The sequence below is a fragment of the Paracoccus homiensis genome (assembly GCF_900111675.1).
Lineage (GTDB): Bacteria > Pseudomonadota > Alphaproteobacteria > Rhodobacterales > Rhodobacteraceae > Paracoccus > Paracoccus homiensis.
This window is the reverse complement of the sequence record NZ_FOHO01000020.1, coordinates 11,825-37,827: the sequence shown is the minus strand read 5'-3', so window position 1 is coordinate 37,827 and position 26,003 is coordinate 11,825. Positions and strand designations below refer to the sequence as shown.

The 26,003-nt window shown below is 60.9% G+C and carries 46 protein-coding genes; 11 read left to right on the top strand and 35 right to left on the bottom strand.

Translation table 11 applies throughout. The features are described from left to right. Position 1: 1 nt before the first annotated feature. The 7 genes from BMX67_RS17545 to BMX67_RS17515 are packed head-to-tail and all read right to left on the bottom strand — an operon-like array spanning position 2 to position 5,128. Positions 2 to 421, bottom strand: a complete 420-nt coding sequence (locus BMX67_RS17545; protein WP_245739510.1) for a DUF6950 family protein — start codon at positions 419 to 421, stop codon at positions 2 to 4. Next, complete coding sequence (locus BMX67_RS17540; protein WP_090737730.1) at positions 418 to 1,032, bottom strand: hypothetical protein; 615 nt, start codon at positions 1,030 to 1,032, stop codon at positions 418 to 420. Before BMX67_RS17540 ends, BMX67_RS17545 begins: the two co-directional genes overlap by 4 nt. Continuing rightward, complete coding sequence (locus BMX67_RS17535; protein ID WP_090737728.1) at positions 1,029 to 1,649, bottom strand: hypothetical protein; 621 nt, start codon at positions 1,647 to 1,649, stop codon at positions 1,029 to 1,031. The genes BMX67_RS17540 and BMX67_RS17535 overlap by 4 nt, the downstream gene beginning before the upstream one ends. Continuing rightward, positions 1,650 to 3,695 carry a hypothetical protein gene (locus BMX67_RS17530; protein WP_090737726.1) on the bottom strand — a complete coding sequence of 682 codons (2,046 nt, stop codon included), beginning with the start codon at positions 3,693 to 3,695 and terminating at the stop codon, positions 1,650 to 1,652. Between the two features lie 8 nt (positions 3,696 to 3,703). Continuing rightward, positions 3,704 to 4,213 (bottom strand): gene transfer agent family protein, encoded by a 510-nt coding sequence (locus tag BMX67_RS17525; protein WP_245739512.1) that lies wholly within the window; start codon positions 4,211 to 4,213, stop codon positions 3,704 to 3,706. 23 nt (positions 4,214 to 4,236) lie between these two features. Next, the gene (locus BMX67_RS17520; RefSeq protein WP_090737722.1) at positions 4,237 to 4,728 is read right to left on the bottom strand and encodes a phage tail tube protein; all 492 of its coding nucleotides are present in this window, start codon (positions 4,726 to 4,728) and stop codon (positions 4,237 to 4,239) included. Next, entirely contained in the window at positions 4,721 to 5,128 is a 408-nt protein-coding gene (locus tag BMX67_RS17515; RefSeq protein WP_090737720.1) for a hypothetical protein, read from the bottom strand. Before BMX67_RS17515 ends, BMX67_RS17520 begins: the two co-directional genes overlap by 8 nt. Positions 5,129 to 5,183: 55 nt before the next feature. Here BMX67_RS17515 and BMX67_RS17510 point away from each other — a divergent pair, with 55 nt between their 5' ends. Next, complete coding sequence (locus tag BMX67_RS17510) at positions 5,184 to 5,618, top strand: hypothetical protein (RefSeq protein ID WP_090737718.1); 435 nt, start codon at positions 5,184 to 5,186, stop codon at positions 5,616 to 5,618. On the opposite strand, the gene BMX67_RS17505 is transcribed toward BMX67_RS17510, so the two are convergent. The 28 genes from BMX67_RS17505 to BMX67_RS19390 all read right to left on the bottom strand — a co-directional run bounded on the left by BMX67_RS17505 (position 5,608) and on the right by BMX67_RS19390 (position 21,691). Beyond that, positions 5,608 to 5,919, bottom strand: coding sequence for an HK97-gp10 family putative phage morphogenesis protein (locus BMX67_RS17505; protein WP_217645903.1), 312 nt, complete (start codon positions 5,917 to 5,919; stop codon positions 5,608 to 5,610). The genes BMX67_RS17510 and BMX67_RS17505 overlap by 11 nt on opposite strands. 67 nt (positions 5,920 to 5,986) lie before the next feature. Further along, positions 5,987 to 6,346, bottom strand: coding sequence for a hypothetical protein (locus tag BMX67_RS17500; RefSeq protein ID WP_090737714.1), 360 nt, complete (start codon positions 6,344 to 6,346; stop codon positions 5,987 to 5,989). Next, positions 6,343 to 6,789 carry a DnaT-like ssDNA-binding protein gene (locus tag BMX67_RS17495; protein WP_090737712.1) on the bottom strand — a complete coding sequence of 149 codons (447 nt, stop codon included), beginning with the start codon at positions 6,787 to 6,789 and terminating at the stop codon, positions 6,343 to 6,345. The genes BMX67_RS17500 and BMX67_RS17495 overlap by 4 nt, the downstream gene beginning before the upstream one ends. Before the next feature lie 3 nt (positions 6,790 to 6,792). After that, positions 6,793 to 7,026 (bottom strand): hypothetical protein, encoded by a 234-nt coding sequence (locus tag BMX67_RS17490; RefSeq protein ID WP_090737710.1) that lies wholly within the window; start codon positions 7,024 to 7,026, stop codon positions 6,793 to 6,795. Positions 7,027 to 7,087: 61 nt separating this feature from the next. Next, entirely contained in the window at positions 7,088 to 7,249 is a 162-nt protein-coding gene (locus BMX67_RS19680) for a hypothetical protein (protein ID WP_175479964.1), read from the bottom strand. A gap of 43 nt (positions 7,250 to 7,292) precedes the next feature. After that, positions 7,293 to 8,306: a major capsid protein gene (locus BMX67_RS17485; protein WP_090737708.1), complete on the bottom strand. Its 1,014-nt coding sequence runs from the start codon at positions 8,304 to 8,306 to the stop codon at positions 7,293 to 7,295. A 21-nt stretch (positions 8,307 to 8,327) separates the two neighbouring features. Continuing rightward, complete coding sequence (locus BMX67_RS17480) at positions 8,328 to 8,948, bottom strand: hypothetical protein (protein ID WP_090737706.1); 621 nt, start codon at positions 8,946 to 8,948, stop codon at positions 8,328 to 8,330. A gap of 295 nt (positions 8,949 to 9,243) precedes the next feature. After that, entirely contained in the window at positions 9,244 to 10,218 is a 975-nt protein-coding gene (locus BMX67_RS17475; RefSeq protein ID WP_090737704.1) for a phage minor head protein, read from the bottom strand. Further along, complete coding sequence (locus BMX67_RS17470) at positions 10,199 to 10,408, bottom strand: hypothetical protein (RefSeq protein ID WP_139206568.1); 210 nt, start codon at positions 10,406 to 10,408, stop codon at positions 10,199 to 10,201. Before BMX67_RS17470 ends, BMX67_RS17475 begins: the two co-directional genes overlap by 20 nt. Beyond that, complete coding sequence (locus BMX67_RS17465) at positions 10,398 to 11,795, bottom strand: DUF4055 domain-containing protein (protein ID WP_090737700.1); 1,398 nt, start codon at positions 11,793 to 11,795, stop codon at positions 10,398 to 10,400. The genes BMX67_RS17470 and BMX67_RS17465 overlap by 11 nt, the downstream gene beginning before the upstream one ends. Further along, positions 11,795 to 13,039: a phage terminase large subunit family protein gene (locus BMX67_RS17460; protein ID WP_090737697.1), complete on the bottom strand. Its 1,245-nt coding sequence runs from the start codon at positions 13,037 to 13,039 to the stop codon at positions 11,795 to 11,797. Before BMX67_RS17460 ends, BMX67_RS17465 begins: the two co-directional genes overlap by 1 nt. After that, on the bottom strand, positions 13,011 to 13,382 hold the full coding sequence (locus BMX67_RS17455; protein WP_090737695.1) for a hypothetical protein: 372 nt from the start codon (positions 13,380 to 13,382) through the stop codon (positions 13,011 to 13,013). The genes BMX67_RS17460 and BMX67_RS17455 overlap by 29 nt, the downstream gene beginning before the upstream one ends. A 638-nt stretch (positions 13,383 to 14,020) precedes the next feature. Next, on the bottom strand, positions 14,021 to 14,215 hold the full coding sequence (locus BMX67_RS20070) for a helix-turn-helix domain-containing protein (protein WP_090737693.1): 195 nt from the start codon (positions 14,213 to 14,215) through the stop codon (positions 14,021 to 14,023). Further along, positions 14,215 to 14,415 carry a hypothetical protein gene (locus BMX67_RS17445; protein ID WP_090737691.1) on the bottom strand — a complete coding sequence of 67 codons (201 nt, stop codon included), beginning with the start codon at positions 14,413 to 14,415 and terminating at the stop codon, positions 14,215 to 14,217. The genes BMX67_RS20070 and BMX67_RS17445 overlap by 1 nt, the downstream gene beginning before the upstream one ends. Positions 14,416 to 14,536: 121 nt before the next feature. After that, entirely contained in the window at positions 14,537 to 15,055 is a 519-nt protein-coding gene (locus BMX67_RS17440; protein ID WP_090737689.1) for a hypothetical protein, read from the bottom strand. A 1-nt stretch (position 15,056) separates the two neighbouring features. After that, positions 15,057 to 15,239: a hypothetical protein gene (locus tag BMX67_RS17435; RefSeq protein ID WP_090737687.1), complete on the bottom strand. Its 183-nt coding sequence runs from the start codon at positions 15,237 to 15,239 to the stop codon at positions 15,057 to 15,059. Positions 15,240 to 15,834: 595 nt separating this feature from the next. After that, positions 15,835 to 16,047: a hypothetical protein gene (locus BMX67_RS17425; protein WP_090737683.1), complete on the bottom strand. Its 213-nt coding sequence runs from the start codon at positions 16,045 to 16,047 to the stop codon at positions 15,835 to 15,837. Then, positions 16,044 to 16,511 (bottom strand): hypothetical protein, encoded by a 468-nt coding sequence (locus BMX67_RS17420; protein ID WP_090737681.1) that lies wholly within the window; start codon positions 16,509 to 16,511, stop codon positions 16,044 to 16,046. The genes BMX67_RS17425 and BMX67_RS17420 overlap by 4 nt, the downstream gene beginning before the upstream one ends. Continuing rightward, positions 16,508 to 16,711, bottom strand: coding sequence for a hypothetical protein (locus BMX67_RS17415; protein ID WP_090737679.1), 204 nt, complete (start codon positions 16,709 to 16,711; stop codon positions 16,508 to 16,510). The genes BMX67_RS17420 and BMX67_RS17415 overlap by 4 nt, the downstream gene beginning before the upstream one ends. A 32-nt stretch (positions 16,712 to 16,743) precedes the next feature. Further along, positions 16,744 to 18,183 (bottom strand): toprim domain-containing protein, encoded by a 1,440-nt coding sequence (locus tag BMX67_RS17410; protein ID WP_175479963.1) that lies wholly within the window; start codon positions 18,181 to 18,183, stop codon positions 16,744 to 16,746. After that, on the bottom strand, positions 18,180 to 18,527 hold the full coding sequence (locus BMX67_RS19395; protein ID WP_139206566.1) for a hypothetical protein: 348 nt from the start codon (positions 18,525 to 18,527) through the stop codon (positions 18,180 to 18,182). The genes BMX67_RS17410 and BMX67_RS19395 overlap by 4 nt, the downstream gene beginning before the upstream one ends. Continuing rightward, positions 18,517 to 19,326: a DUF1376 domain-containing protein gene (locus BMX67_RS17405; protein WP_090737675.1), complete on the bottom strand. Its 810-nt coding sequence runs from the start codon at positions 19,324 to 19,326 to the stop codon at positions 18,517 to 18,519. The genes BMX67_RS19395 and BMX67_RS17405 overlap by 11 nt, the downstream gene beginning before the upstream one ends. Before the next feature lies 1 nt (position 19,327). Further along, entirely contained in the window at positions 19,328 to 19,663 is a 336-nt protein-coding gene (locus BMX67_RS17400) for a hypothetical protein (RefSeq protein ID WP_090737673.1), read from the bottom strand. 369 nt (positions 19,664 to 20,032) lie between these two features. Beyond that, the gene (locus BMX67_RS17395; protein ID WP_090737671.1) at positions 20,033 to 20,251 is read right to left on the bottom strand and encodes a hypothetical protein; all 219 of its coding nucleotides are present in this window, start codon (positions 20,249 to 20,251) and stop codon (positions 20,033 to 20,035) included. A 237-nt stretch (positions 20,252 to 20,488) separates the two neighbouring features. Then, the gene (locus tag BMX67_RS17385; protein WP_139206565.1) at positions 20,489 to 20,752 is read right to left on the bottom strand and encodes a hypothetical protein; all 264 of its coding nucleotides are present in this window, start codon (positions 20,750 to 20,752) and stop codon (positions 20,489 to 20,491) included. Continuing rightward, the gene (locus BMX67_RS19675; protein WP_175479962.1) at positions 20,749 to 20,916 is read right to left on the bottom strand and encodes a hypothetical protein; all 168 of its coding nucleotides are present in this window, start codon (positions 20,914 to 20,916) and stop codon (positions 20,749 to 20,751) included. Before BMX67_RS19675 ends, BMX67_RS17385 begins: the two co-directional genes overlap by 4 nt. Continuing rightward, complete coding sequence (locus BMX67_RS17380; protein ID WP_090737665.1) at positions 20,913 to 21,416, bottom strand: hypothetical protein; 504 nt, start codon at positions 21,414 to 21,416, stop codon at positions 20,913 to 20,915. Before BMX67_RS17380 ends, BMX67_RS19675 begins: the two co-directional genes overlap by 4 nt. Then, a complete protein-coding gene (locus BMX67_RS19390) occupies positions 21,413 to 21,691 on the bottom strand; it encodes a hypothetical protein (RefSeq protein WP_139206564.1) in 279 nt (92 codons plus the stop codon). Before BMX67_RS19390 ends, BMX67_RS17380 begins: the two co-directional genes overlap by 4 nt. Before the next feature lie 142 nt (positions 21,692 to 21,833). Between BMX67_RS19390 and BMX67_RS17375 the strand changes: the two genes are divergently transcribed. From BMX67_RS17375 to BMX67_RS17335, 10 genes are all read left to right on the top strand, one after another. Next, complete coding sequence (locus BMX67_RS17375; RefSeq protein ID WP_217645902.1) at positions 21,834 to 22,085, top strand: hypothetical protein; 252 nt, start codon at positions 21,834 to 21,836, stop codon at positions 22,083 to 22,085. 330 nt (positions 22,086 to 22,415) lie between these two features. Further along, a complete protein-coding gene (locus tag BMX67_RS17370) occupies positions 22,416 to 22,748 on the top strand; it encodes a hypothetical protein (RefSeq protein ID WP_090737662.1) in 333 nt (110 codons plus the stop codon). Beyond that, the gene (locus BMX67_RS19385; RefSeq protein ID WP_139206563.1) at positions 22,748 to 22,927 is read left to right on the top strand and encodes a hypothetical protein; all 180 of its coding nucleotides are present in this window, start codon (positions 22,748 to 22,750) and stop codon (positions 22,925 to 22,927) included. Before BMX67_RS17370 ends, BMX67_RS19385 begins: the two co-directional genes overlap by 1 nt. After that, complete coding sequence (locus BMX67_RS19670) at positions 22,927 to 23,079, top strand: hypothetical protein (RefSeq protein WP_175479961.1); 153 nt, start codon at positions 22,927 to 22,929, stop codon at positions 23,077 to 23,079. The genes BMX67_RS19385 and BMX67_RS19670 overlap by 1 nt, the downstream gene beginning before the upstream one ends. Continuing rightward, positions 23,079 to 23,495, top strand: coding sequence for a hypothetical protein (locus tag BMX67_RS17365; RefSeq protein ID WP_090737660.1), 417 nt, complete (start codon positions 23,079 to 23,081; stop codon positions 23,493 to 23,495). Before BMX67_RS19670 ends, BMX67_RS17365 begins: the two co-directional genes overlap by 1 nt. Continuing rightward, entirely contained in the window at positions 23,492 to 23,794 is a 303-nt protein-coding gene (locus tag BMX67_RS17360; RefSeq protein WP_139206562.1) for a hypothetical protein, read from the top strand. The genes BMX67_RS17365 and BMX67_RS17360 overlap by 4 nt, the downstream gene beginning before the upstream one ends. 330 nt (positions 23,795 to 24,124) lie before the next feature. Next, on the top strand, positions 24,125 to 24,388 hold the full coding sequence (locus BMX67_RS17350; protein WP_139206561.1) for a hypothetical protein: 264 nt from the start codon (positions 24,125 to 24,127) through the stop codon (positions 24,386 to 24,388). A 207-nt stretch (positions 24,389 to 24,595) separates the two neighbouring features. Next, positions 24,596 to 25,093, top strand: a complete 498-nt coding sequence (locus BMX67_RS17345) for a siphovirus Gp157 family protein (RefSeq protein WP_090737652.1) — start codon at positions 24,596 to 24,598, stop codon at positions 25,091 to 25,093. Next, complete coding sequence (locus BMX67_RS17340; RefSeq protein ID WP_090737650.1) at positions 25,090 to 25,323, top strand: hypothetical protein; 234 nt, start codon at positions 25,090 to 25,092, stop codon at positions 25,321 to 25,323. Before BMX67_RS17345 ends, BMX67_RS17340 begins: the two co-directional genes overlap by 4 nt. Then, entirely contained in the window at positions 25,320 to 26,000 is a 681-nt protein-coding gene (locus BMX67_RS17335) for an RAD52 family DNA repair protein (protein ID WP_217645901.1), read from the top strand. Before BMX67_RS17340 ends, BMX67_RS17335 begins: the two co-directional genes overlap by 4 nt. Positions 26,001 to 26,003 lie beyond the last annotated feature (3 nt).

Sequence of the window (26,003 nt, the reverse complement as noted above, 5' to 3'; positions counted from 1 at the left end):
CTTACTCCCCGACGCGAAACGCCCGGATCATGGCCGAACGGGGTTTGTGCCCGTGGCCGTTGTTCGTCAGCACCAGAAGGGTGCTTGCATCGACCATGCAAAGCCCCTGCCCGAAGGCGTCAGGTGTCTCGATGATTCCCAGATCCCCGATGCGTGCCTGCGCCGGGTCAATCTCAGGCAGCAGGGTTGCAACGAAGTCGCCCAGATCCGCCGCGCCAGCATCGCGCAGGACCGCCTTGGCGCTGCGCAGGCTGCGATAGGTGCCGCGATAGGGCGCTGCCATGTCCTCGCCCGTCAGCGCCTCCACGATGCCACCAGCGAAGCCAAGGGCGCAATCATGCCCGCCCCACTCGAACGGGGTCAGCCGCTGCCGATCCAGTTCTGCGGACAGGCGCGACCGCCAGTTATCCAGTCGCTTCATTCTTTGTACCAATCCGGGTTCCAGTCCTTCACGATCCCGCTGTATTCGCTGAACTTGTCTACGGCGTTCCGGCGCTTCTGATGCTGGTGCGACGACTTCGCCGGGTTGATCTGCGTCAGTTGCGTCATGATCTCCGACCGAATGGTCAGCGAGACTGACCCATCGCCACCCACGGACGGCGTGTCGATCATCGCGTCATCCACAATCCCGATCCATTCCAGCGAAGGCGTGCTGCTGAACCTGCCGCCGTCCCATGTCGTCGCATGGATCTCGGCATAGGCCAGCCGCGCGTCATAGCCCCGGATCATCTGCTGCACCGGGTCGGCGATCTGCGACATGCTCAGCGTGACGGACTCGTCGGTCAGGTCGGCCACATACGGCAGGCCGTCCATCGCCAGATTGCAGCCGCCGAAATAGGTCCGGCTGGTCAGCCCGCCTTCCGGGGTCTGCACGTTGATCGTGATATCCTCGTCGCCCGACCACACGCCAAGCGGGGCTGCTGCGCCCGTGTCGCGGTTCCTACCGACGACGTGCAGGAAATAGACCGGGGCAATCCCGCCGTCACGCGCTGCGGCAAGGGAATCTGCGAAATCAGCGTCAAGCAGTCTCATGGCTTTTGCAGCACCGTGATAGATGCCCCCTGGCCCCAGCCGTATCTGGTCGATGAAAACGGCGTCCAGCCATTGGGGGGAATGATTGCTTTCATGCGGGGCTTGGCGATCTGCACCGAAGCGCCTACCGAAATGCCCATCGGCAGGTAGGGGCGGATCTCCAACTGCCCGCTGTCGCCGCCCTCTGCCAACTGGCCGAGGTACTGCTTGCCGCCGCCGTAGGCGATGCTGATGTAATCGCCCGCCGTAAACGCGAAGTCCTCATGCAAGCCGCTGAACGCCAACGCGCCCCGGTTCGCGGAAATGCTGGCCACGGTCACGCCCGAATAGTTGGGCGCAGAAACGGCGGGACCGGAATACCACGGGTCAGCCCAGAGGAAGGTTTTGCTCGATCCGTCAAGCGCGTTGATCTTCGCGTTGATCTCCCGCGCGTGCGCCCCGTCCTTGGCATCGAGCGAATATGTCGCAGTCCACAGTGGGCGGGCCAGCTCAACCGACCAGACGCGCCCGTCACCGCTGCCGGATGCCTCGTCGTTGCGGCTCAATTTCAGAGCCACTTCCGGCCCGATCAGGCAGTTGGCGAGGAAGTCCAGCGCGTAGGGGAATGACAGGGCCACTTAGCGCCTCCACGGCTTGTTGTTGATCTGCTGAACGCGGGCGGGCATGGCTTTGTCGTAGGTCGAAATTCCACGCTGCGCTGCCTGTCCGGCCCGCTTGTCCACGAAGGCTTGCAGGTTGCCGTTCTCATCGACGGACACTGTGACGTTCACGTTCTGCGATCCGCCGCCGCCGCTGATTGCGTGGTTCGGAATGACCGTGCTGTTGCGGCCCGGCACGACGATCTCCGGCCCGCGCTCACCGACGACATAAGCCTTGCCCGCATCCACAGGCCCGCCGTTTGCGCGGAACCCGCCGAACAGGCTGCCGATAATGTTGCCGAAGCCGCCCCCGCCGCCACCAGTGGGCGCGAAACTGGATGCCAGGGCCTGACGGATGCCGCTGGACAGGATATCGCTGGCGATCTGCCGGAAAACTTGTGCTAGGCCCTCGCGCAAGCTTTCCCCAGCCACAAGCGCCCCTGCCATGGCGTCCGCGATGCCGTCAACTGCGGCCTCGAATTGCTCCTGTGCAATCTCGGCGCGTTCCAGCTCGGCGGTTAGCTGGCCGAATTTCTGCGCTTGAGCGTCGATCTTCCCGTTCAGTTCGTCATCGACATTCAGCCCGCGCTTCTTCGCCTCGTCCAGCAATTCCCAGCGGGCCTTGAGCGTGGCGACTTCTTCCGACGATTTGCCGACCAGTTCAATCTGACGTTCCAGATTGACCAGATCGCGTTCGATATCACCGAAGAACGGCGTTTCCTGACGGCCAGACCCGCCCGATCCGCCGCTTGACTTGCGCCCGCCGGAACGGCGACGGCTAGAACCGCCGGAAGTTTCGGTAATCTCAGGGATGACAGGTGTGCGGATCAACCCACCCGCGCCGATCTGGACGCTATCACCGAAAGCCCCGGTCGATCCGCCAGTCGAATTGAACGCGCCCAAGGGGTCAAGGCTATTCCCCCGCGCAACTGCGTTCTGGATCTTCTGGTTTGCCGCCTGTGCCGCCGCGCCAAGGTATGCGACAAGGCTTTTCGCCTGACCTACCAGACCGCCCATGACCGCGCTCAGATCCTCGGCTGCGTTTAGCGGGTTGCTGAAATCAATCTGCGCAATGGCATCGCGGAAGTTGCCCGCCTGAATTGCCGCCTCAAGCGCCGCATCGGCAACGTCACCCACGTCACCGACAAGCTGTGCAGCTTTATCGCCGGATATCACCAATTCCTTGTAGAACGCCCGTTGCGCCTCGGTCATGCTCTCGACCGGACCCAGAACCGCGATCATCTCATCCTGCAACTGCCGCGCGGCTTCCGCCTGTTGGGCAGGCCCGTCTGCCTCTCCAACCGCCACGATTGCCTCGCGCAGCGCGATTGCCTGATTGGTGGACAGGCCCAGGCCATTTTTCAGGTCATTGAATGCGTCGATCTGATCGGCGTATGCCGCTGGACCCTGCAATCCGCGAATGGCATCAGCAGAGACAGACGCCAGATCACCGAAGCGCGTTGCCAGCGATGCCATCTGTGCATCAAGAGACTGGAAGGACTCTACCTGCGAAATCTCGACGAGCGCCGCCAGAAACTCACGCGCTGCGCCCGTTGCCGCGCCATACTTCGCCACCAATTCCGATGTTGTGAGGTTGGCGTTTTCGATGGCTTCTTCGTAATCGCGGATCGCGCCGTTCAGCGCGTCCATGCGTTCTTTCAGCGTGCCTGCGCCTTCACCTGCGCCGATGAACGCAGCGGCCAAGGGAACGCCGATTGCCACAACTGCGCCCATGACAGCGCCAAGCGCACCGAATCCGCCGAGAAGCTGCGGCAACTGTTGACCCAGTGCGACAGATGCTGACGTTCCAGCACCAACCTGCGTGGCAAAGTCGCCAACCTGATATGCGACGTTCTGGATGCCCCCGCCAGTTCCAAGTGTACGATACGCTCGATCAACCTGCCCCGCGCCGCGCAGCATCGCACGGTTCGCCGCCTCGCTGTTGCGCTCAAGCCGCTTGAATGCTGCCTGTGCCTGATCATCAACAACGTCATAATAGACGCTCAGGCGGTCAATAACAGCCATTCAGGGCCTCACTTGCTGCCGTGCAGCTTCATAAACAGATCAACCGGGGCGGCTGGCTTGTCGTCTGGGTCGTCATTCGCAGCGCGAACGAGCGACAGCAGATCGGCAATCGACAGGTTCCGCGTATCAATCGACGCGCCGTTTTTCAGTGCGCTGCCCAGAATGCGGTCGATCAGGCGATCCATCTGGTCGTCTGAAACCCGTTCCCCGTCCTTCGCGCCGTCCTGCGGGTCAATGCCGTTCCAGATCGCGCTAAGCACCTTGTGCGCGGCCTCGTAAGCCTTGCGCATCGGGCGGGGCGGGGTCGCGTAGTAGGTCGCGATATCCTCGGCCTCGGAAGGCGACATGCCGCCCCCGATCAAGGCCAGCCGAATAACGGCCTGCACCTCGTCCGGCTCTGCGTTCAGGTGGAATTGGGAAAACAGGGCGAAGAACCCCCGTCCTGTTTCCTTCTTGATCTGCCGCAATTCATCGACGCCGAGGAAAAGGCGTCGCTCACGGCCTTCCCCGATATCCATGCGGATCACGGGCCGTGCCGTCATTACACGACGGTCCCGGTGAATGCGCCGTCGATCATCTCGACCGTGCCGTTTGCGGCCTGGATCTCGATATCGGTCGTGACCAGTTCGTTGTTCGCGCCCTGCGGCATACTCAGGCTGGTCAGCAGGCCCGTCATGATGTAGTGGCGGTGCGTCACAAGGCTGTTGCTGTCGCCGGTATAGGCAATCACGATGACCTTGCGCGGGCCACGGTTGGCTGCAACGCCCGATTTCCAGTTGTCGAAGATATCGAAGGCATCGGAAGTCATCACGCCGGAACCCGAAATCGTCCAGTCGTCAATACCCTCGGCGCGGACGCGGTTGCCAGCTTGGCCGACAGTGCAGGACGCGAATTCGGTTTCAAAGGATGCGTTGCTGCGGGTGAAGGTCCGGCCATTCATGCCGCACGGCTTGCTGTAGGTGTCGGCATCGGGCGCGGTTTCCACCATCACCTCAATGTAGGTAACGCTATTCGAGAAATTGGGATCAGCCATTTGGGGCCTCCTGTGTCACTGATTGGAAGATGAACGACCGGCCCCATGTCAGGCCGTCCGGGTTTTGCGACGTGAAGTCCTCGCAAGAGAATTGCAGCACGGTCAGGTCATCCGTGGACAAGACGGCTGCGGAAAGGATCTGCTGCGCCTGCTTGGCGAGCGTGAATGCCTGCACAGGGCTGGCTGCGGTTTCCTTCGTGGCCTTTGTCCAGACGGATACAACGCCCCGATGACGCTCGGCATAATAGCCATGCCCGCGGATCGGCGTGCTGCTGGTGATGTTCAGGTATCCCACCGGATATGTCGGCGTCTCAAGCCGCGTTGCCCGCCACGTCAGCGACATTCCGGCTTCCAGCGCGGCCTGCACCGATTGCATGAGTTGCAGCGCCTGATCAGCCATTTATGAACCCCGCGCCTGCGTCTATATTGCCTGCATGAACAGACATGGTGTTGATATGAAACTACTTGCCGTCGCCTTCGCGGCTCTCGCCAGCCCTGCCCTGGGCGACTTCTCCGACGACTTGAAAGCCATGCGCCAGTCAGCCGTTGAACGCGGCGACGTGGTGATGTTGGCAAGCTTCGTGATTACCGATTACGCCGAGGCTGCCGGATACTCCGAAGCCTGCGGCGGCGATGACAAGACAGCCTCGCTTGAGCGCATGTCAGCAAACTACGCCAAATGGGCAAAGCCCGGATTCTTCGACTACCTTTTCGGCAAGCGCGGCAAATTGCGCGACCGCACCTTGTCCTCTGCCAATCTGGCTTATGACACCGCCAAGTACTTAGCCCGCAAGGAAGGCTGTGATCGCGCCATGACGCTTGTGCAGCGAAAGGGCATGAAAACCTCACAGATCGCATTCAACGAATACCTGTCGAAGCCTATCCCTTGATCGCCTTCCTGATGTTCTCGCGGATATGGGGCAACATGTCATCGAATGCCGGTCCCAGAGCGGGTCGCGGTGCCATCTTGTCGGTGCCGAATTCCAGCCATACGGCATACTCGGCTTCCACGAACGTCTCGGCGCTGTTCTTCTTGCGCACCTGCGACCCGGCAGATCCGACCAGACGCCCGGTATCCGTGTTCGGCGCTTGACCGGGCAGCGATGGAACGTGCGCCTTACCCGGCCCGCCGCCCTCGTTCACGCGGTCGATGTAATCCGTCCTGACGCGATCAGCGGCTTTCAGCAGCACGTTGGTCAGGTCCTTCCCCTTGGCCCCTTCGCGCAGGTGTCGGGCCATCCTCTGCCCGCCGACAATCCTAGCCATCGACCGGGCTTGCCTGACAGGTCCACATCGCCCGCGCGGGGTCAGTCTCGACGCGGTTGATCGCGTAGCTTTTCCCGCCGACCGTCACAGTGTCGCCCTTGAGCGGGTCAACGCTGATCGAAGTGCCGACGATCATCAGCTTCACATCTGTGCCGGGGATATCGGCCACAGCCCGCAGGTGATCGCTGTAGGTATCCACCATCGCCTTGCACGGGTATTCATCCGGCGCGGCGCTATCGTCCGTCCAGCCGCCACCGCCGACAACGCGCGTCAGTGTGGCCTCGCTGAAAAACAGCGCCGTGTCACCGAACGCATCGCCAATCGCGGCGCGGATATCGTCAAGCACGCTCATCGCCGCACCACGTCACGCTGCACGCCCGTCCCGCACAGCAGGCCGCGCAGCATCGGGAACATCCACGGGAACCGCTTGCCCCCGGCAGCGCCGCCGCGACGGCTGGTGTCCTGGTATTCGACTTCTACCGATCCGGCCTTGTATCGCTTCGCGTCTTTCACCGCCTCAGAGGCCCACAGATCGACCGTGAGCGCCTCAACGGCAAGGCGGGCGGACACATGCCCGACGCGGGCTAGATCGGCATCAGACAGCGCCGTATCGCACCAGACGAGGCTTGCGGACAGCCAGCGGGATGCATTGATCAGCGCGGCTTCTTTTGCTTGCGGTGCAGCAGCCGACCAAGGCGCATTTGCTTCCGCGCCCAGATAGGCGTCCGCATCGGCAAGGCTGATGAATGAATTTGCTGCCGGGTCAGTCAGCAGGTTTCCGACGATCAGGGGCATTGATTATTTCTCCGGTTCGCCGGTGTATGCGCCCGTCATCAGGTTGTGCTTGAACGCCTCCATCAGCCACAGCACGTCTCCGCCATCCTTGAGGCCAAGAGTTGCGCGTGCATCCAGATTGCCGTCCTTGTCCCACCCGATGATCAGAACTTCGCTGAACCCGCCGATTGCCTGTTCCAGCACGTTGTCGGGATCAGTGGCCGCATCCTTGGGATAGAACTTCACAACGTCAGCCATCTGTCACCGCCAAATGTGAGGGAATACGGGTAGCAGGGGCGACCGGAGCCGCCCCGCCTGATTACTTGTCGCCGCCGCCGTTCTTTGCAGCAGCGCCCTTGTCCGACGCGCGTTTTGCAGCGTCCTTGCTGGTGTCGGCGGCTTTGGCAGCATCGCCGCTCATTGCCTCGTCCCAGCTTTTCTTGCTGACATAGTTGTCTTCGTTCGGGGAATGGTTCGCCATGCTGGCCTCCTATCGGTGGTGAACGGGGCCGAAGCCCCGCCCGTTACGCTGCGGCGACGGTCAGGAACGCGATGGGAACCTGCTTGCGGTCGGCGACCAGTTCCCAGTTCGCCGCGTTGGCAAGGTCGGTCCAGCCAGCGGAACGCGGGGTGGTCTCGGTGCCGTTGCCGGTGATCGACGTGCTGGTGAAGTTGAACCCCAGCGGATGCACGATCATGTTGCGGCGGGTCCACAGGGTTTCCGAACCGCCACCGTTGCCGCGTGCCGCCTCGCGCTCGTATTCCAGCGGGGTGCGGGGCATCGCCATGCCATAGGCGAACGCGCCGGGGCCGATCAGGGCCACGACGGGCTTGCCGTTCAGGGTCATCGCAGCGTCGTTCACGATCACGGGCATCCCGTTGACGGTGCGCTCCATAACGTTGGTTTCGCGGTTGCGGGCGACGGTGGCAACGTCTTCCTTGACCAGCGTTGCGAACGCAGCCGAGTTCATGACGTAGCCGCCGATGCTGCCGAATGCGTCACCCATCGTCATCTGGGCGTCGATCAGGCCGTCGAGCGAAATGCCTTCGCCTGCGGTGGCCTGTTTCACCATGCCGGTTCCCTCGGCAATGGCGTCATTCAGCACGCCGCGCAGCGATGCCACGATGCGGCGCTCTGCCTGCTCACGCCAGAAGTTGTCCAGGCGCGAAGCGATGCGGGCCAGAGGATCTTTGCCGGTCAGGTCGGTCACGAAGTCCATCGAGCCGAAACCTTCGTTCAGATAGCCGTTGCGGGCCTTCATCGAGCCGGTGCCGATCTTGCGCGGAACGGCAACGTCTTCGTAAACGTCGTTGCTGTAGTTCGGCTCGACCGACGAATCGATCTTCTGCCAGAAGGGCAGTTCGACAATGCCGGTGTTGGATGCAGCGATTTCCGAGATGATCGGGTTGCTGACGACAAGGCCGCTCTCGAAGAACGGCGTGGTGGTTACGGGGTCGGTGTCCATGTAGGACTGGATGACCTCGTAAGCGGCTTCTCGGTCGGTGGCGAAGATATCGCCAAGGGTCGTGTAAGGCATGGTAGCCCCCTATGCTGATGGTTATTGGCCTTGTGCGGCCTTTAGTTTCCCCTCACGGGCAAGGGCGAGGCGCTCTGCATCACCCATGTCAGACAGCGACTTGCTGATCTGTTTGCCCCCGCCGGGAGCGCCGCTGCCGTTTGCTTGACCAGCAGCCTTGAGGCCCGAGATTTCATCACTCTCGGTCCACTTCTTCACAACTTCGGCCAGTGCATCGCCGCCGACGAATGCCTGACCGTCCTTGATCTCGATCTGGTGATCCGCTGCGAAAGACAGACGCAGCATCTTCTTGAACGCCGGGGCCATTCCCGCAGCGTCAAGGGCGCTGTCGATCCCGCCGTCGATCACCAGCTTGTTGAGTTGGCCCGCAGCGTCGTCGCGTTCGCGGGTCAGCTTCTCGATATCCTTGGCGTGCTTGGCCTCCAACTGCTTGCGCAGTGTCTCCACATCGCCCGCCTTTTCCGCCGCCTCGGTCGCCTTTTCCTCGGCGTCCCGCGCGGCCTGTTCTGCTGCGGCTTCGGCTTCACGGCGCTTGGCACGCTCGGCCTTCACTTCGCTCAGCAGTTCGTCATTCTTCGCCGCCATTGCCTCTTGAGCCTTGGTCAGCTTGTCGATCTGCGCCTGCATTTCTTCTTCGGTCATGGTTTTGCCCTTCGCACAGCGAAAAGGCCGTGTGACACCCGGTCAGCACGGCTTGCATGGTGGTAGTGATATGAGGCTTAGACCTCGGTTATCCTGCCGCCCCGAAGGTAGCAGGCCGCACAGCACAGCACCTTGGCTGGCTTGCGCATCTTACCCTTCCGCAGTTCCACGAACGGGTAAATCTCGACAACGGCTGTCTGTTCCGTACCCTCGGCATGGCAGATCGGGCAGCGCCATATCTCGCCGCCTTCCTGAAACCGCCAGTGTGAACGGTCGTTATCGCCGTTGATGACTTTCAGCGCCGCTTATCCATCGCCCGAAGTTCAGCGACAGTGTATTCCCTGCCGCGCCTTTCGTCAAAGAAGCGATCCAGCGTCAGCCCATCCCGGAACAGATCGGCCTTCGCCTTGCCCAGAATGTCGTCCTGCACTTCCTCCGATTGATCGCGTAGCCATTGGTCATAGGTCCGCTTGCGTGGCGGCGGATAATCGGGGTCGATGCTGACCCGGTTCGACCGGCAGCGCGGGTGTGCTGGCGGCTGGGGGCCTTGGCCGACCTCGTATGTCTTGCCGTCTCTGGATCGGCAGATATCACTTGTGCGCCCGTCCAGGACCGCGTTCCATCGCTCCGTGTCGATCACGCCGGGGTTTTGCTTGTGCCACTCCTGACGCGCCGCAGCGCTGATATGCTTTACCGCCGTGATGCTGATCGTCTCAACATCCCGCGCTGCCTTCACCTCGATCAGCGGGCGAATGCGGGCCGTAATCGTCGGGATGCTCTCGCCCTCGATGAACCCGCGCTCAATCTCGCCCTGCGCAGCCTTGAAATTGCGCTTGATCAGTTCGCTTGCATGGTCCGCAGGCTTGGCCCAACGTAGGTGGATGCCCTGAAACGGCTTCGACATGGCCGCAGCACGGACATTTGCCAGCGGGACCGTCTGAAACGTGGCGTCCAGATCAGCATAAGCTCCGGCGAACATGTCATCCGTGAATTCGGCCTCGTAGTCGGCCAGCTCCAGCAGTTCGTCGGTCATCTGATCGCGGAAATCCGTGACCAGATCGCTGATCCGCGCCCGCACCGTCTTGAGCAGTTCGGCCTGCTGGGTCTTTGTCGGGCCGTCGGGCAGATCCCGCAGCTTGCCGATTATGTCCTTTTCGGCTGATAGCAGCAGCTTGACCATGCGACGGGCAACACCGCCACCGTACCGGTCTAGGTAGATCGCGTGACGGGTTTCCGCGTCATAGATCGCTTCATTCGGATTGGTCGCCATTCACATTCCCGGAGGGGCTGATCTCCACATTTGCAAGTGAGCCTGCGATGAAAATCTTGATGCCGCCATGCTCCATGCCCTGAATTCGATCAAGACGCTGCTCAATAGAGGCGAGAACATCGTCCATGCGCTGGAACAGCTTGATCTCGTCCTCGAAGTCAACAGTCACTTCGAACTTATCAGCCTTCATCGCCATCTCCATCTATGGGCCTGTCAGCAAACCCCGCCACCTCTTCGGCGTGTTCCTCGTAGGTCTTATCGTCGCGGACCTGACCGCCTGCCTTGAGTAGTTCAAAGAACTCCTGCTGCGACATGTAACCACGATCAACAGCCGCAATCGCCGCCGTCAATTCCTGCGCGGTCATTGCAGTCGGCAGGTAATCCGTGTTCAGCCGGAACGACACGCTATCGCTGATGCCTTCCCACTCGCCCATCGTTTCAAGCGTCAGTTCCATGCAGCGCGACACGCTGTCGGCCAGCTTACCCAATGCGCTGTTCTCGCCACCGCGACGGATAGCCAGCGCCTCGCCGCTTTCCGCCTGCGACCCCTCTGGCATCAGCATACGAGCACCCAGCGCGGCCATCTGCTGCTCTTTACGATCCAGCGCCTTTTCCAGACCCGCCAACCCCTCGCTGCCGAAGGATGCGAATTCCAGCTTTGCGCCAACTTCATCGAACGCGAACAGCGTCTTGCTGCCCAGCTTCACGACCTCGTCGTCACCGAACGCGTGCCCCGACACATAGGCCGTGGGCAGGCCCGTGAAGTGCAGCCCGTGTTCCAGATCCACGCTGTTCTGCCAGTGCGACCGGTTGACCTCGATCAGGTCCAGGATCGGCGATTTCTCCGGCTCGTTCTTGACCGGCCCGAACATCACAGCCGGGACATACGGGAACGGCGTGCCATTCGAGCGGCGCAGGAACGTCTCGCTATAGACGGCCCATCCGTCTGCCTGTTGCCGGAATACACGGCACCGCGCCGCACCTTCCACCATGTCGAACACGCGCACCTGCGGGCGGGCCTTCACCGTCCATTCGTCAACGGTTTCTTCCCACGTCTCTGACAGTTTCAGCCAGACCAGTTCGCGCTTGCCGTTGATCTGGCCGTAGCGCCATTCCAGCACGTTCTCGACCGGGTACCAGCTTGCATAGGGGCGCAGGCCCATTTCCTGCTCTTGCCGCCGTGTGGTGACGCCCCGTGGCGTCTCCGGGCGATCCACGACTGCGCAGCCGCCGCCAGTCACCAGCACGTCAAACACAGCGTCACGGGCGAAATCCTCCGCCGTGCTGCCTGCCCCGTCGATGTAGTCGGCCAGCGCGGCCAGACCTGCACCCATTTCCACAACGGGCGGCTTCGCCATGACGAGGCCCACGAGGCTGTCAACCGTGCGCTGCGATGCGTTGAAAAACGCCCCGCGCTGGATGTAGTCGCGAAACTCTTTGTCGTTCAGCCCGGACGGGCGCGGCACATACAGTTCGCCGCCGTCCTTGACCCGGTCCGAACCCTCGACAAAATCGCGGCACTTACGCCAGCGGTTCCGGTTCTCGGCGTAGTATTCGCTCGGTGTATCAACTGCCATCACAGACCTATAATCTTGGCCCTGCTGACTGGCTTGCGCACGGGCATTTCCTTGACGACCATGTAGCCGGTTGCGTCATTGAGGTGATCGAAGCCGCCTTCCTTGTCAGGCTCTCCGTTCTTTCCGTAAGCCTGCTGTTCCAGGCATCGAGCGACTTCCGGCGCGGCTTGCTCATTCACCCACAGCTTGCCGTGCTGAAACGCGCTGTTGACGCTGACGATCCGGTCACGAACCGCCGGGTTGCTGGCATCGGCCACCACGCGAAACCCCGCGCGGCGCAGCATCGACAGGTCCGACGTGCTGGCGTTCACCGTCTTGCGCGATCCGCCCGTAGCATCGGGGTAGATCGTGATCTTGTGCCCCGCATACTTGTCTTGCAGCGTCTCGATCAGCGCCGGGGTGTCATAGACGCCGACCAACTGCGCGACGATGTGCAGCCCGCTTGGCCGCTTCACCGCGATTGACGACGACATGTCCGCGACGTTGAAGTCCTGCCCGATGAATAGCGGCTCACCGGGTCGGATTTCCTCGCGGCTGCTATTGGCCTGCCTGTTATACGCGTTGTAGACCGTGCCCGACTTGAGGTTGACAAACTCGCCTTCGATATAGGCCGCGATTAGTTGCTCTGGATAGGTCGCCCGAAGGTTAGGAACGTAATCCTCCGGCAGGTATGGGTTGCTGTATGTCGGGGCCTTGATGATTGCGTAACGCTCGTCACGCTCCACCACCCACCGCTGATGAACGAAGCGAAAGCCTTCCGGGGTCGTGTAGCACCTGGCCCGGTTCTTCGCGCCCGCAACCGCCGTTTGCCTGTTCCGTGCGATAATCTGCTGCCAGACCCGTTCGGCCTTTTCCGGTTTGAGCGTGTCCAACTCGTCCGCGTGCGCCCCGAAGGTTTCGAAGCCGACCAGCGTGTCGGGGTTTTCCATGCTGCGAAACAGGAAGTCACCGAATCGCGGGTAGTTGGTGTAGATCGCCTTTTCGACCTTATTCAGCTTGTGCGGTATGCCCATCAGCATGAGCATGGCCGAGATGCGCGGCATTGCGATTGTGTTCAGCAGGTCGAATGTCGGTTCATACACGCCGACCAACGCCGAAGCGCTTTGTGCTGCATCCGACACAGCCGACACGACCATTGCCGCCGATTTGCCCGACCCGTATCCCCCGACGAATGCCGGGTATTGGGCATCGCATTTAAGGAACTGGATCTGCGGTCTAGTTAACGGAAACCGCGCTGTCTTCATCGCCGCTCGCCTCGACCAGAACGAACTGCCCGAACGGCTGATCGCTCTCGATCTTGACCTCTTGCTTTTCTCGCCACCCTGCCTGGGTCTTGAGGTAGAACGCAGCCGCACCGACGTTGCCTTCGCGGGCCTGCATCAGTAGACCAGTCGCCACATCAGCGATGGCCTGCGCCTTGCCCTTTTTATAGCGCAAAGCTACGTCTTCGTCGCGTTCCATCAGTGCCGCGAACGTCGGTCGCGACATGCCAAGGTAATCGGCAATCTGATCCTGCGTCAGATAGGCTGCAAGCGCCTCTACCTGCGCCCGCTGCTCATCGTTGATGGTCTTTGGTTTCCGTGGCATGTCATGTCCTTCCGGCTCGGCCAGATGGCTTTGCCCCGCTGGGGCTGGTCAATGTTCGTGATCGCCTTGCGACCCTTCACGCTGAGGCGCAGCCCGTGGGTTTAGCTGCTGCTGTCTGTGTGTGACTGCGCCTGAGGGTGATGGGGATATGAGAAAGCCCGCCAACCGAAGCTGACGGGCAACCCGGATGCTTGCGGTGATCAATCCGCGCAGAGCCGGTGACAAGTTGAGCGCGCAGTCGGTCCAAGGGTGTTTCCACCGCACTTCTCGGACTTGAGCCTTACACCAGCCATAATGGATACCGACCTATGGCATCACCGCGCTCATAAGGTGTGTGGCGGGGATTCGAACCCCAGTCCGCCGCTGCTGTCTCCGGTCTCCCGGATAACGGAATCTAACCGTAACCCACCAAAGGCCACAAACCTTAAAAGCGCACCGTTCTTTTATCCGCCCTCCCTAGAACCAAGCCGTCGAAAGCAATCTAGAGAGGGCGGCTAACGTCACAATCTGCGGCAGACGCAACCGGATAACCGGACCGTGCAAGGATTTCGACCTGCCGCCGCGCGCGCACTTCTTGCGATTATACTCCCTTATATGTCAAGTCTAGTCGCATAGTCAACAGTATTTGCGCACCGTCACTAAATCGGCCAGTCGCCCGGCCTGTAGCCCGCTAGATATGCCTCGATAAGCCGGACGCTGCGACCATCGGGCGAACGCTTGCCTGATTCCCACTCGCTGATAGCAGCCGGGCCACGCAACCCCATAACGGCTGCAAGCTGCCCCTGCGTGAGGGACAGCGTGCGGCGGGCTTCGGATATTTCTGCGGGGGTCATCAGTTGGCGCCAGCGGCATCGCGAACAGCGGTGTAAAGGTCGGCGGCGGTCATTTCGGGGTTCCAAGCGTTGTTGAGCATGTCCGCGAGGTTATCGGCGTCTGCGAAACCATCGGCTTCCAGCATCTCTTGGGCTTTGTTCATCTCAGCCAGTTCAGCAGCGTTGAAGCCTTCGGTGTTTTCTTCGGTCCAGCGGGTCATTTCGGTATCTCCTGCGTTTGGGCCTCTGCCCGTTTCCATGTCTTATATATACGCAAGGCGTAACCGACATGCAAGAGGAAAAATAGCGCTTAGCGTAAAATAATCACCCCGACATCACTTTTCAGCAGAACCTCCGCACCGCACACAGCATATCGCGCATCGCCTCGTCCTTGGCGCTATGGATCGCCTGCTTGGTCATGCCCGTGACGGCCCGCACCTTGCGATCAGGAACGCCGGACGCCTTCATGTAAACCGCCTTCTTGATCCGGCTCTTTGCGCCCTTCCGTGACAGCGCGTGCTTGTGCCAGATGGCAAGCACTGCCTCGGCACGGGTGATCTGCTCTGCGGACGGCTGCGGCGGGCGTGCGTGGCCCGTGGGCATCTCGGACAACTCCCCGCGCAGGTATGCCGCCATGCGCTGCCAGTCGGACACGTCGTCAACGGTATCCGGCAGGCTAGACTTGGACGGATAGCCGACACGCGGCGGGGCGCTGTAGGCGATGCTGGATACCTGCACCGCCTCCTTCATGAGTTCCCACATGGCGTGTTCCGGCTTTGGCTGCACGTCGGATCGGATGTTTTCGACCGCGACGATTTCCGCGTGCTTGATTGCACGGACCCAATCAATGCCGCCGATCATGTCAGCGCCTCCCTTTCGGCAATGAAATGATGCCCGCACAGATGGTGAAAACCGCGACGAATGCGCTAAGAGCGATATCCCAGCCAAACACCCGCAAGGCTTGCCACACTTGCGGCGAAACCATCAGATACGCCATCGGCAAGATACCAACAGCTACGACGATAAATGCCAATGCGCGGATCATGCTTGCACCTGCTTATATGCTCGAAGGATAGAGAGAAGCCATGCGCGGGCGGGGCATGGGCCTTCGGACGAAAATGCTAAATACTGCCCGTTCTCTCGGCTGACTATCATGACGTCATGGGACGCCAATCGACCCCAACGCCACCCCGGTAACAGCGCCTCATGGACTTCCCTTGCATCATTCAGGGATCCGTCGTGAGCGAGGCAAACGGTATCCCAGATGCCGCCGATGCCAAGCGCCCCTTCGATCATCTCAGCAATTCCGGTCGGGTAGAAGTATTCGTCCTCGCCAGTCAGCGTCCCCGCTTCCACAGCCTCGATCAGTGCGTCTAGTGACATATCAGCGGTCCCTATCAATTATGGACATCAACAACGCAATCAGAATAAACTCCACGATTGCCGGGACAGACGACGTGACGCCAAAGGCCAGCGCGACAGCATGATAGGTAAACCACGCCAAAACCATAACGATGACCGCGTGCGCGGCCCTTCTCACCAGTGACATGCCGTGCCTCCTGTCAGTCCAGCCGCGATGACAGCGGCGATTGCGATTGCTGCGGGCGTCAGTGCCGCAAGGGTCGATGCGGTTTCAGCGGTCATGCCGTCGCCTCCTTCCACGCGTCCACGAATGCGGCGTATGCCACGTCAACGCTGATGCGTGGGGACCGGACCTCGCGGCGGATCGTCGGGAAGCTGGGCGCAGTGTCGGCGTGGTCCGTGTCCAGGTCGATGCCGATATCCGGCAGGCTCACGCGGTTCGTGCGCGACATGGCGTTGAGATATTCGCGGGTGATCTTCATGCTGCTCATTTCATCGCCCCTCGCAAAGCATCCTCGATCTTTTGCTGTTCGCCGTTCTCGAACCAAAGTTCCACGACCCTGCGGTTGCGCTTCACATGGCAAGCGAACTTCGAGATTGACGGGAATTTCCGGCCCAGAACTTCGACGGGCTTCGCCTTGACGATGGGCGTTCCGCCAACCGGCAGATTTTTCAGGTGGCCGTCGCTCTTGAGGCGGCGGTTGATCGTGCTGACCGATACACGTGCGGCCTTGGCCACTTCGTCTTTCGTCCGGTAAAGCTTGCCGTTCCATTCAATCGGATCGGCCTTCTTCGGGGCTTCACGCTTGACCCGCTCATATTTGACGCGCAGGTCTGAACGTCGCGCCGACATGCTGGTGTTGCGGATCATGTGCGACCGCAGCCATTCGCAGAATGTGTCGCTGTAGGCGGGCTGGATCTGCCCAACGTCTTTGAAAACAGGAGCAGGTGTCATGCGTTCCCCCATTTCGGGTGGCGGATCATGCGGGGCTGAGCGTGCCAGCTATAGCCCGCCTCGGTCAGCATCGTGCGGGCGTTCTGGCGGGCAATCCCCAGCGCCTCGGCAATTGCCGGGACCGTATGGCCTTCCTTGCCGCGTGCCAGTGCCCATTCCCGCCGTTCGTCGCGCAGGGCTTGCGGAGTCCAGCGGTTCATGCGTCCGCGTAGGTGTTTCGGTGCTGTCAGAGTCATGCGTGTGCCTCCTTGCGGGTGAATGCGCTGTCATCCTCGAAGCGGCTGTAGGTCATGCCGTAGTCGTGGAATTGCAGCTTGGTTCGGCCCGGATTGAATCCGTAAAGCTGGGTTTCGCGGACCTTCCATGTGGTCAGCATCACCCACTCGATGCCCTGATCTTCGTCACGCTCTTTGTGGACGCTGAACCCAAGGGCGGGCTTGTTGAAGAACGCGGCGCTATCGGCAATGTCGTAACCGGTCGGGCTGCGCGGCTGGTCGGTCGGCATCTTGCGCGGGTGCGCGATGACGCAGATGTGCGTGTCATACTGCTGCGCCCATTGCCGGATCTGTTGCAGGGCGAAGTTGATGTAGCTGGTCATGCTCTCGCCGGGTTCGGGCAGGTGTTCCAACTCGTTCCACGGGTCCACGATGATCAGCTTGCAGTTATCCCTGACCGCCAGCGTGTGGATGGTGTCGCGCAGCCATGCGAGGTGGTGCGTGTCGCCTTCCTCGAATGTCCGGTGGACGATACGGAAATGACGATCCGCGAAGTCCAGGAACCGCCCCATCTGTTCGCCGTGCAGATCGTCCCACGGGCTTTGGCAATGCAGGCGGGCAAGCTGGTCTCGCGTCCGGTAGGGGTGCGTTTCAAACCCCAGCATACCTACGCGGATATCTTCGTGCTTTGCGACGTGATAGGCCGCAAAAGTCGTGAAGGTCGATTTACCCGCGCCTGGGGTGCCGGTGCCAACAGACATGGTGCCGACCTCGAACGCCATCTTGTGATTGAACGGCTCCATTCCCATCCGCAGGACGCGGCGGGTCGGCATCGGCGGAAGATCCGAAATGCCCGTGATGAAACCGCCCGGCGGGTCCATTCGCTTTGCCTCGGTCAGGCACTTAGACAGATCGCCTTCACCCAGCAGCACCAGAACGTCGTTCGCGTCCTTGCAGCCTTCCGGCCAGCGCACATACCGCACGTCATGGCCGGGGATGATGTTCGCCACGGTGCGCGGCAGGCTGGCCCCGGCTTCGTCGTTATCGCCAGCGACGATGACATAGGGCGCGGCGCGTAGTTGCGCCTCTACGTCGATCAGGACTTGCCGCTTGCCGCCATCTGCGGTCCAGCCGTCCGGCAGGCTGACGGCGCGGGTGTATCCGGCCTGCATGACGGACAGCGCGTCAATCTCGCCCTCGGTGATGACCACAGGGCCGTCACCATCACGCAGGCAATCTTCGTTGAACAGGCCGCGCGTCACGCCATGCGATGACCGCCAGTCTTTCTTTTCAACGGCGCGGAACTTCCCGGCATAGGGCTTGCCGTCCCGGCGATACGGAAAGACAACCGCGTTGCCGATCTGATCGTGATGCACCGGCTTGACGCCCATGTGCGCCAGCAAGGCTTCGTCTAGTTTGCGTTCCTGCACGAGGTAGCGGATCGGATCGATCGTCATACGACAGCCCCCCCTTGTGCCCACAGTGCCAGCAGAACCACACAAGCCCATCCGACTTGCGCGACACGCTCAGACACGGATCGGTTTTCTTCTTTCGGCTGGCGCTGCATTCCGGGCAGGTCGTCCGCATCTCGTTTCCCTGCCAACGCTTCGACGTGATGCCAGCTTGCGCCAACAAGTCCGCTTCCGTTCGCATATCCGCTTTCCTTCACCTGCTGGGCGACTTCCCAGCGTTCGCAGCCTTGCATCCGTGCCGCTGCCGTCTCTGCCTCAAACCGGCTCATACCTGCGCTGAATTCCAGGATGGCCGCGCGTTCTTCCCACTGGTCCAGATCAACCGGCATAGGCGGGTGCCCTCCCGATGAAGCGCGGATGATTGGCAACGTCCGCCTCAGTCAGATCGCTGCGGTCGTCCCACTTTCCGTCCGGCCAGAATTCCTGAACGCGGGTCGGGGATAGGGCGCGAAGATCACCTACCCGCCAGTCTTTCCCGCCGCTGATCGAACGAAATGCAGGTTTCTGACGGTCTGTAACCGCCTTGCGCACCCAATTGCGCCACGTCGCCTGCCAGTCCAGCTTGACTGCGTTGGACCCAGATGCGCTGATCCAGTAATCGCGGAACTTATCCGCCTCGATCCTGACCGCCTGTTCGGAAAGCCCTTCGGCAACCGCCCATTCGCCCCACGGCCTAGGCAACCGCCATTCCGCCGACAGGCGAGATCCGCGTTTTTTGGAAGAAGCTTTAGCTTCTTCTTTTTTAACTGTATCTGTATCTGGTTCTGTATGGTCGGACGATGGTGATTCCAAGCCCTTGTTTTTATTCGGTCTGGCCCGGTTTTCGCGCTGTTTATCCTGAAATTTCCCGAGAGTTTCGAGCTCTTTATCGGCCCGAAGATTTCCGAGATAGTCGCCTCTAACTTCGACTTTGCCTGCGGAAATCAGGCGATCACGAAGGACATTCCACTTCTTTACGCTGCACCCCAGAAGGCCGGAAATGTAGCGGGCGTCGTCAGGAAGCGCCCCGCCCTGCATGTAGATCAGGTCGATCACGAGGCGATAAGCGGCCTTCGTCTCGAAGTCCAACCCGATGGTGCCTTCGATGAAGTCGCGGGGATATGCTTTGTAATAGGGAAGGCCGTTCATGTCAGTCCACCTTTCCGACTACGGCTGCGTCTACGCCGTTGAACCGGGCGGCCTCGGCCATCGCCTCAGCGACGTATTCAGCCCCATGCAAGGACTGCCAGCCGCCGCAGGACACGCGCATTCCGACGCCGAAGTCGTAGCGTTTGAAGCCTGCCGTTTCGTTCAGGTGATAGGCCGCGCGTTCATCGGTGATGACCAGATAGGCGCAACCGCTCGTGCCGCTGTCCAAGACGTTCCCCGCCTGGAAGTCGACCACGGCTTGATTGCCAGCGGCGAATACGTCAGCTAGTAGGCCGAAGTAATCCGCGTGGCTATATCCAAACTGGATCTCGCTCATTTGGCACCAGCCTTGCGGACCCATCCCGCAGCCAGTTCGCCAATCGAACGCCAGTTAGACGAATGTTCTGGATTGCAACCGCCATCGCGGTTATTATATGGGCTGTAATCAGCCATCCCTGAACCTCCATTGTTCGGGCTATGGTTAGGCGGGTCGGAGTGTTGGAAGCACCCGGCCCGCTGCTCATTTATACCAGCATTTGCTGGTGTTTCGCAAGCGGAATCAGTCATTTACTTCACCTCCGCGTCGATCATCACGGCACCGCCAGGCGTCTTATCCCCGCGTTGCAGCGTGTAGCTGAACAGGCTGTCATCCACGCCCAGACAGGCGGACAGTCCGTCGATTGCGCCCTTGCAGGCGGCTAGCGCGTTATCCAGATCGAACCGCCGCGCAGTCGGTGACGCAGAACGTCAGCGTCAGGTGGACGCGATGCACGACGGCGGGCGCGATCCAGCGGGCTTCCTTCGCCAGATAGAACGCGGCGTTCTTTTGCAGATCCCGTGCGTTGGCAGTCGGTCGCCAGTGCTTCTGGCGGTTCGGCCATGCGGGCTGTGCGGGCCAGTCGATTATGACGGTCGGCAGGATCATATCAGGCTCCCCTGCTCAGCGCCGTGTGCAGGGCTATCGACCGCTTCCGGCGCAGGACGTTGTGCGGATACAGCTTGTGAAAGCGGCGTTCGATGATACTGCCCTTGCCACCATCGTTCGGCGTCTGCGATGTGATCCCGACAGGCCCAGATGCGCGGGCCGCTGCGTCCATGTGGCGGGCCAAAGCCTCGTATTGCGAGCGATCCGCAACGCCCGCAGTGATGTGCGCGTGACATGTCATAGATCCTCCAATCGCTTGATGCGGTCGCGGGCGGTCGGGTCGATGCACACGTCGGCAAGCTGTTCCGGCGTGGCGTCTATGCCCGTCAACGAAACGACCTCGATGCCGTCCTTGCTACTGAAATAGAGCAGCGCGTGACGGCGGATATCGGCGGGGTTGGCGTTCTTGCGGCCAAGCTGACGCCATGAGTCATGAAAGACCGTCATGACGGCGGCGCACCACATCTCGCGAGAACGGCGGGCCTCGGTCGGGCACATCATTCCGATGCTCCGAACATGCGGGCCAGAACGCCGTTGCGGCGCATGGCGGTGACGTGCCTGCGGATCAACTCGACCGGATGCCCCGAGCGATAGGCGATATCCTCGACGCCCAGCCCCTCACGCAAGCCGCGCTCTGTGGCGATGTAGCTGGCGGGGGCGCTCATACCGATGCCTCCGACATTGCTGCAGTCGCGCGATCAAACATGACTTCGGAAATGCACCGGCTGTCCGTGCAGCCTGGCTTCGCCCAGTTGAACGCAGACATAGGGCAACTGAATTCGGTGTCGCGGCACAGAAGCGCGACGACCAGTCCCCACGACGCCGGGATTTCGTCCCGCCAGTGAGCCTGCCTTACTGCCCCGTGAGTAACGCCCAGCTTCTCGGCGAGGCGGTCTTTGCCCACGGCGTCGATAAAGATGGCCGCGCCGCGCGTTTTGCCGATCCACGTCTTGTTGAACGCGGGGGCTTCATGGGCGATAGCCTTGCCCTCTGCCAGCATGGCTTCGGAACGGCTATCGAACCACTCCACGCGTCGCTCAACGGAGTCCGAAAACCACGGGGACTGCGAACGGTGCATAGCATCGCGACTGTCAGGGCACTTGGTGATGCCGACATAGAGCAATTGCCCATCAGCATCGAAGTGACGGTAAAGCGCAGTTCTCATGCCGATGCCCCACGCTTACGGAGCGTAACCTTGCCGGAATCTTGACGGGTCGCGTTTGCGTTACCATGTCCTCCTTTGCGGATACTTCCGCGATGGGACAGCATGAAGGACCGGATCTTTGTTTCAGTTTCAGGCCATACCCGGCCCCCGCCACGAAGGCGCGGAACGAGTTCAGAGTTACCGGCAGATTTTTTGCCGAAATAGCTGGCGCTCATCTGGGTGTCCGAGAGGAACACCTCGATATCGCTCAATAATGAGGGGGGTGTCTTTGCCATGATGCACAGTATATCCTCTTTAGAGGACACCGCAAGCATCGTTTATAGAGGACGTGCGTTTTTTTCCGCGATAGCGGATACTCCTCGGATGCCTGACAAAGCTTGGAGAAATAGGCTTGCAGCCGCCGTCGCAGAAAGCGGAATGAGCAAGCGCCAGATATCCCTCGCCGCCAAAGCGGGACAGGGATACGTGCACTCTATTCTCTCAGAAGGCAAAGATCCGACCGTCGAAAAGCTTATGGCGGTCTGCGATGTGATCGGGGCCAGTCCGACGTTTATCCTCTATGGCGTTGATGTGCGCCCGGAGGATGCAGAGATAATTTCTGCGATGCGTCAAAGCCCTGCAACCCGCAGCGCGGTCCTGGCACTTCTTCATCATCGCGAAGATAGCTGATCTCGGATAAGAGATCGGCCTTTTCCTGTGACGTCATCGCGGCAAGCCGCGACATGAATTCCCCAACATTCATACTGGTATTCCACCTCTAAGCGGCAGATGACCCTATCTGCACGCTGCGCAGCCATTAACGCGTTCATATAACCGTTACGCGAGTTGTACTTTTCGACAGGTTAGCCCCGCTGCCATGCTTCGGGTGTGTGCTTGCACGCAAATTTTGTCCTCTATAGGGGATATTTTCTCTTGCGTGTCCTCTATTGAGGATATACGTTGATCCCATCAGCAGCCGAAGAGGCACCCGCCAATCGCTGCACAACGGGAGAGACAACCATGAACATCAAGACCATTACCGCCATTGCCGCACTGCCCTTCATCGCAGCTTGCGCTCAATCGCCCAGCAGCATCGCTCCTGTGAGCATGGGTAACGCATACGCCAACGTGTCGTGCCAGCAGGCCCGCGCCGATCTGATCGCAGAACGGCAGACCCTGGCCGCGCTTGAAGGCAAGCAGAAAGGCGCAGTCGCAGGGGATGCCATTGGCGTGCTACTTATCGGCGTGCCCATGTCGTCGCTGACCGGTGGTGACGTGTCGGGCCATATCGCTGCATCCAAGGGCCGCGTCATCGCCCTTGAGGCACGCCTCTCAAGCTGTGGGGGCGCATGATGACCACCCCTCTGCAATTCCCCCGCATGGACAACCGGCAAGACGAATTGCGCCGCAACGTCGTGTCGCTGGCCGACCCCATGCCCCCGATGCGCGAGATCTACATCGACCTGCCGCGCAATGAATGGGCCGAACTTCCGCCAGCGTTCATCGCGGCGCAAGCAATGGAGGCACGGTGATGGCCCGCATCGCATTCGCCCTTTGCGTCGTCTGGGTCGCGGGCTTCTGGACCGTCGTCGGCATGTGGGCATGGAACAGCGTCAACGCGCAAGCTGACGCGATCACCGCACAGTACGGCAGCGAAGCCGTCGCGGCGATGGAGGTGCAGTGATGGACGATCTGCAAAAGCTGCTGGACGCAGCAACGCCTGGGCCGTGGGTGGTCAAGTTTCGCAAGGATCAATCTGCATACATCTGCATGGGCGGGACAAGGCCCGGTGATGCACACAAGCAGTTCGATCTTCTTGACTGCGACAGTGAAAGCGACTTGGCGGACGTTCGACTGCTTGGGCTTGCCAAAGCCCTCGCGTGTCAGGTGATCGCCGCTCGGAAGCTTGTCGAGGCGCTTCGTTTCTATGCCGACGCCGAAAACTGGACTTGCGAAGATGGCGATTGGGAAATGGCTGAAGCGATTTCAGACACGGCAACTGACGACGAACTCGCCGCGCTGAACATCATTTCAGCGATCGAAGCGGATGAAGGAAAAGCCGCTCGAGCCGCCTTCGCTGAATGGGAGGCCGCGCGATGATCGCCCGCATCCTGCAACGCATGGGCGACTGGCTTGCTAACGCCAGCGATCCGTTCGCTGACCGCATGGACGCCCAGCACATCGAAAGCCGCATCATCGCCGGGATCCAGGACCCCGTGCGCCAAGCGCGTCTGGCCGCGGACAAGACAACCGACCGTGGTGCTTCCATCGCACTGCACCGCGCTGCGGACGAACTGGAAGCCGCCCGCAATGCAATCGCGCAGATGAAGCGCCGTGATCGCGCTGGTGATGCTCACATCGCTGGTGTGCGTGATCTGCCTGACGTGGAGGGTGAGTGATGGAATGGCAACCGATTGAGACTGCGCCGAAGGATGGGACTCCAATCCTAACATATTCACGCGGCTGCGACCTTACGGAGCAGTTCGTGGTTATGTGGTGGACCTTCGAGAAGGCAGAGGCCAGTGGCTGTGGCTGGAACGCTTACGAAGTGTATCACATGTTGGCTCCCGATATGTGGATGCCTATTCCCCCGGACCCGGAGGGCGAGTGATGCGCAAGCTGATCGACGTCATCGCCTTCGCTGCTGTAATCCTCTCGCTTGCTGGTGTCGCTGTCGTCATCCTGGCGGAGTCGATCATCGGCGGGATGGGTCCGCTATGACGCCCTACATGACGCAGTGGATACCGCACGAAGAGGCGATGGATCTGATGGGCGAACCGTATCCCGCCGAATGGACGCTGTGCATCACGCGCAATCTGCGGTCGGGCCGCATCGATGAAGTTCACCGCGCCGAATTGACCGAATGGGATTTTCACGGGCGCAAGCAAGACCGCCGCACCGCTGCGCTTCTGATGGGCGAGGACGAGATTTGCCGTCAGGAGCAGCTGGTTCTGGATCGGTTCTGGGACCGGCCAGCCATCGCCGCTGAATAACACGGATACCGCGCGATTGTCCTCCCCGCGCGGTTACTGGCAGCCGGGCTTCCTCCTCCCTGGCTCGGCTGCCTTCTTTATCACCCGTTTCCGCCGCTGTGGCGGAATGCCGGGGCAGGCAAAGGCCGTCCATGTAGCGGCCCGCCGTCGGAAGCATGAAGCCTGCCCCGGTTTGTAACACGGAAATCATCGACAGGATGTTTTGACATGAAACGCATCGACCTGCCCACCATCCGCGCGATTGCCGACATGATCGCAGACACTGACGACCGAGATGCGGAACCGGGCTTTCTGGACACGCTGGAAGGCGAAACCGACGCAATGGAAGTCGCGGATTACCTTATCGACCAGGCCCTTTCCGACGACGCGCTGGCTGACGCACTCAAAGCGCAAGAGAAGGCCATGAAGGACCGCCGCGAACGTATCGAGTGGCGGGCCGCGCAGAAGCGCAAAGCCATGCTCGACCTGCTGCGTGCCGCCGGAATCAAGAAGCTGGAACGCCCCCGCGCGACAATCAGCCAGCGGGCCGGGTCAGAGCGCGTGGAAATCACCGACGAGGCGTCCGTTCCATCGCAGCTTTGCACGACCAAGACCGTCACCAGCCCCGACAAGAACGCCATCAAGGCGCGACTGAAAGAAGGCGAGGAAATCCCCGGCTGCATCCTGACGCGGGGCGAGGACGGCATCACCATGAGGGTCGCATGATGCATCACACGTCATTCACCGACGCCATCAGCGCCAACGCGCAAGCCTGGCTGAACGGCGAGATTACCGCCCGCGAATTGGGCGTGCTGGAAGCGACCGACGATCTGGCCCGCGAGCGCCGCCACTACGCCGAATGCAAAGCCAAGCGCCTGCCGAAGATGACCGACTATCACCGCCGCAGGATGCTGCGTGCATATCTCGAAATCCGCGCCGCGAGGAAATGGCAATGATCGATTGGGAAAAGGCGACCGAAGAACTGGCCCGAAAGCTTGACCCGAAGCACATCAAGCCAGCCAAGCAATTCGGTCCGAAAGGCGACTATATCGAAGGCTGGCACGCGATGGCCGAGGCCAACCGGATCTTCGGGCATGGCGCATGGTCCTACACCGTCATCAAGTGCGATGCGGTCATGCAACAAGAGCGCAAGATCGGTAAAGCCCAGAAGGACGGCTGGGGCGTGACCTACGTCGCCACCGTGCGCGTGACTGTCGATGGCGTGATCCGCGAGGATGTAGGCGCGGGGCACGGCTATGATGCCGACCTTGGCCTTGCCCATGAAAGCGCGGTCAAGGAGGCCGTCACTGACGCGCTCAAGCGCGGCCTGCGCGGGTTCGGCAATCCGTTCGGCTTGGCCCTGTATGACAAGTCCCGCGAAAACGTGGGGGTTGACCTGCCGCCGATGGATCACGCCGCAGAAGCCGCCAGGATCATCGACCGTCTGGAACAGGCTGGAACCGTCGCTGAACTGGGCGCTCTTTGGAAGTCCGAAAGCGCCACTATTGCCGCTGTTAAAGCCGCCTATCCGGCCGCCTACAAGGCCATCGAAGACGCCAAAGACAAAATGAAAACGCAACTCGCGCCACCTCCGGCTGGACCGGATGAAGGCGACCGCTTCTCAGCACATTGAAGG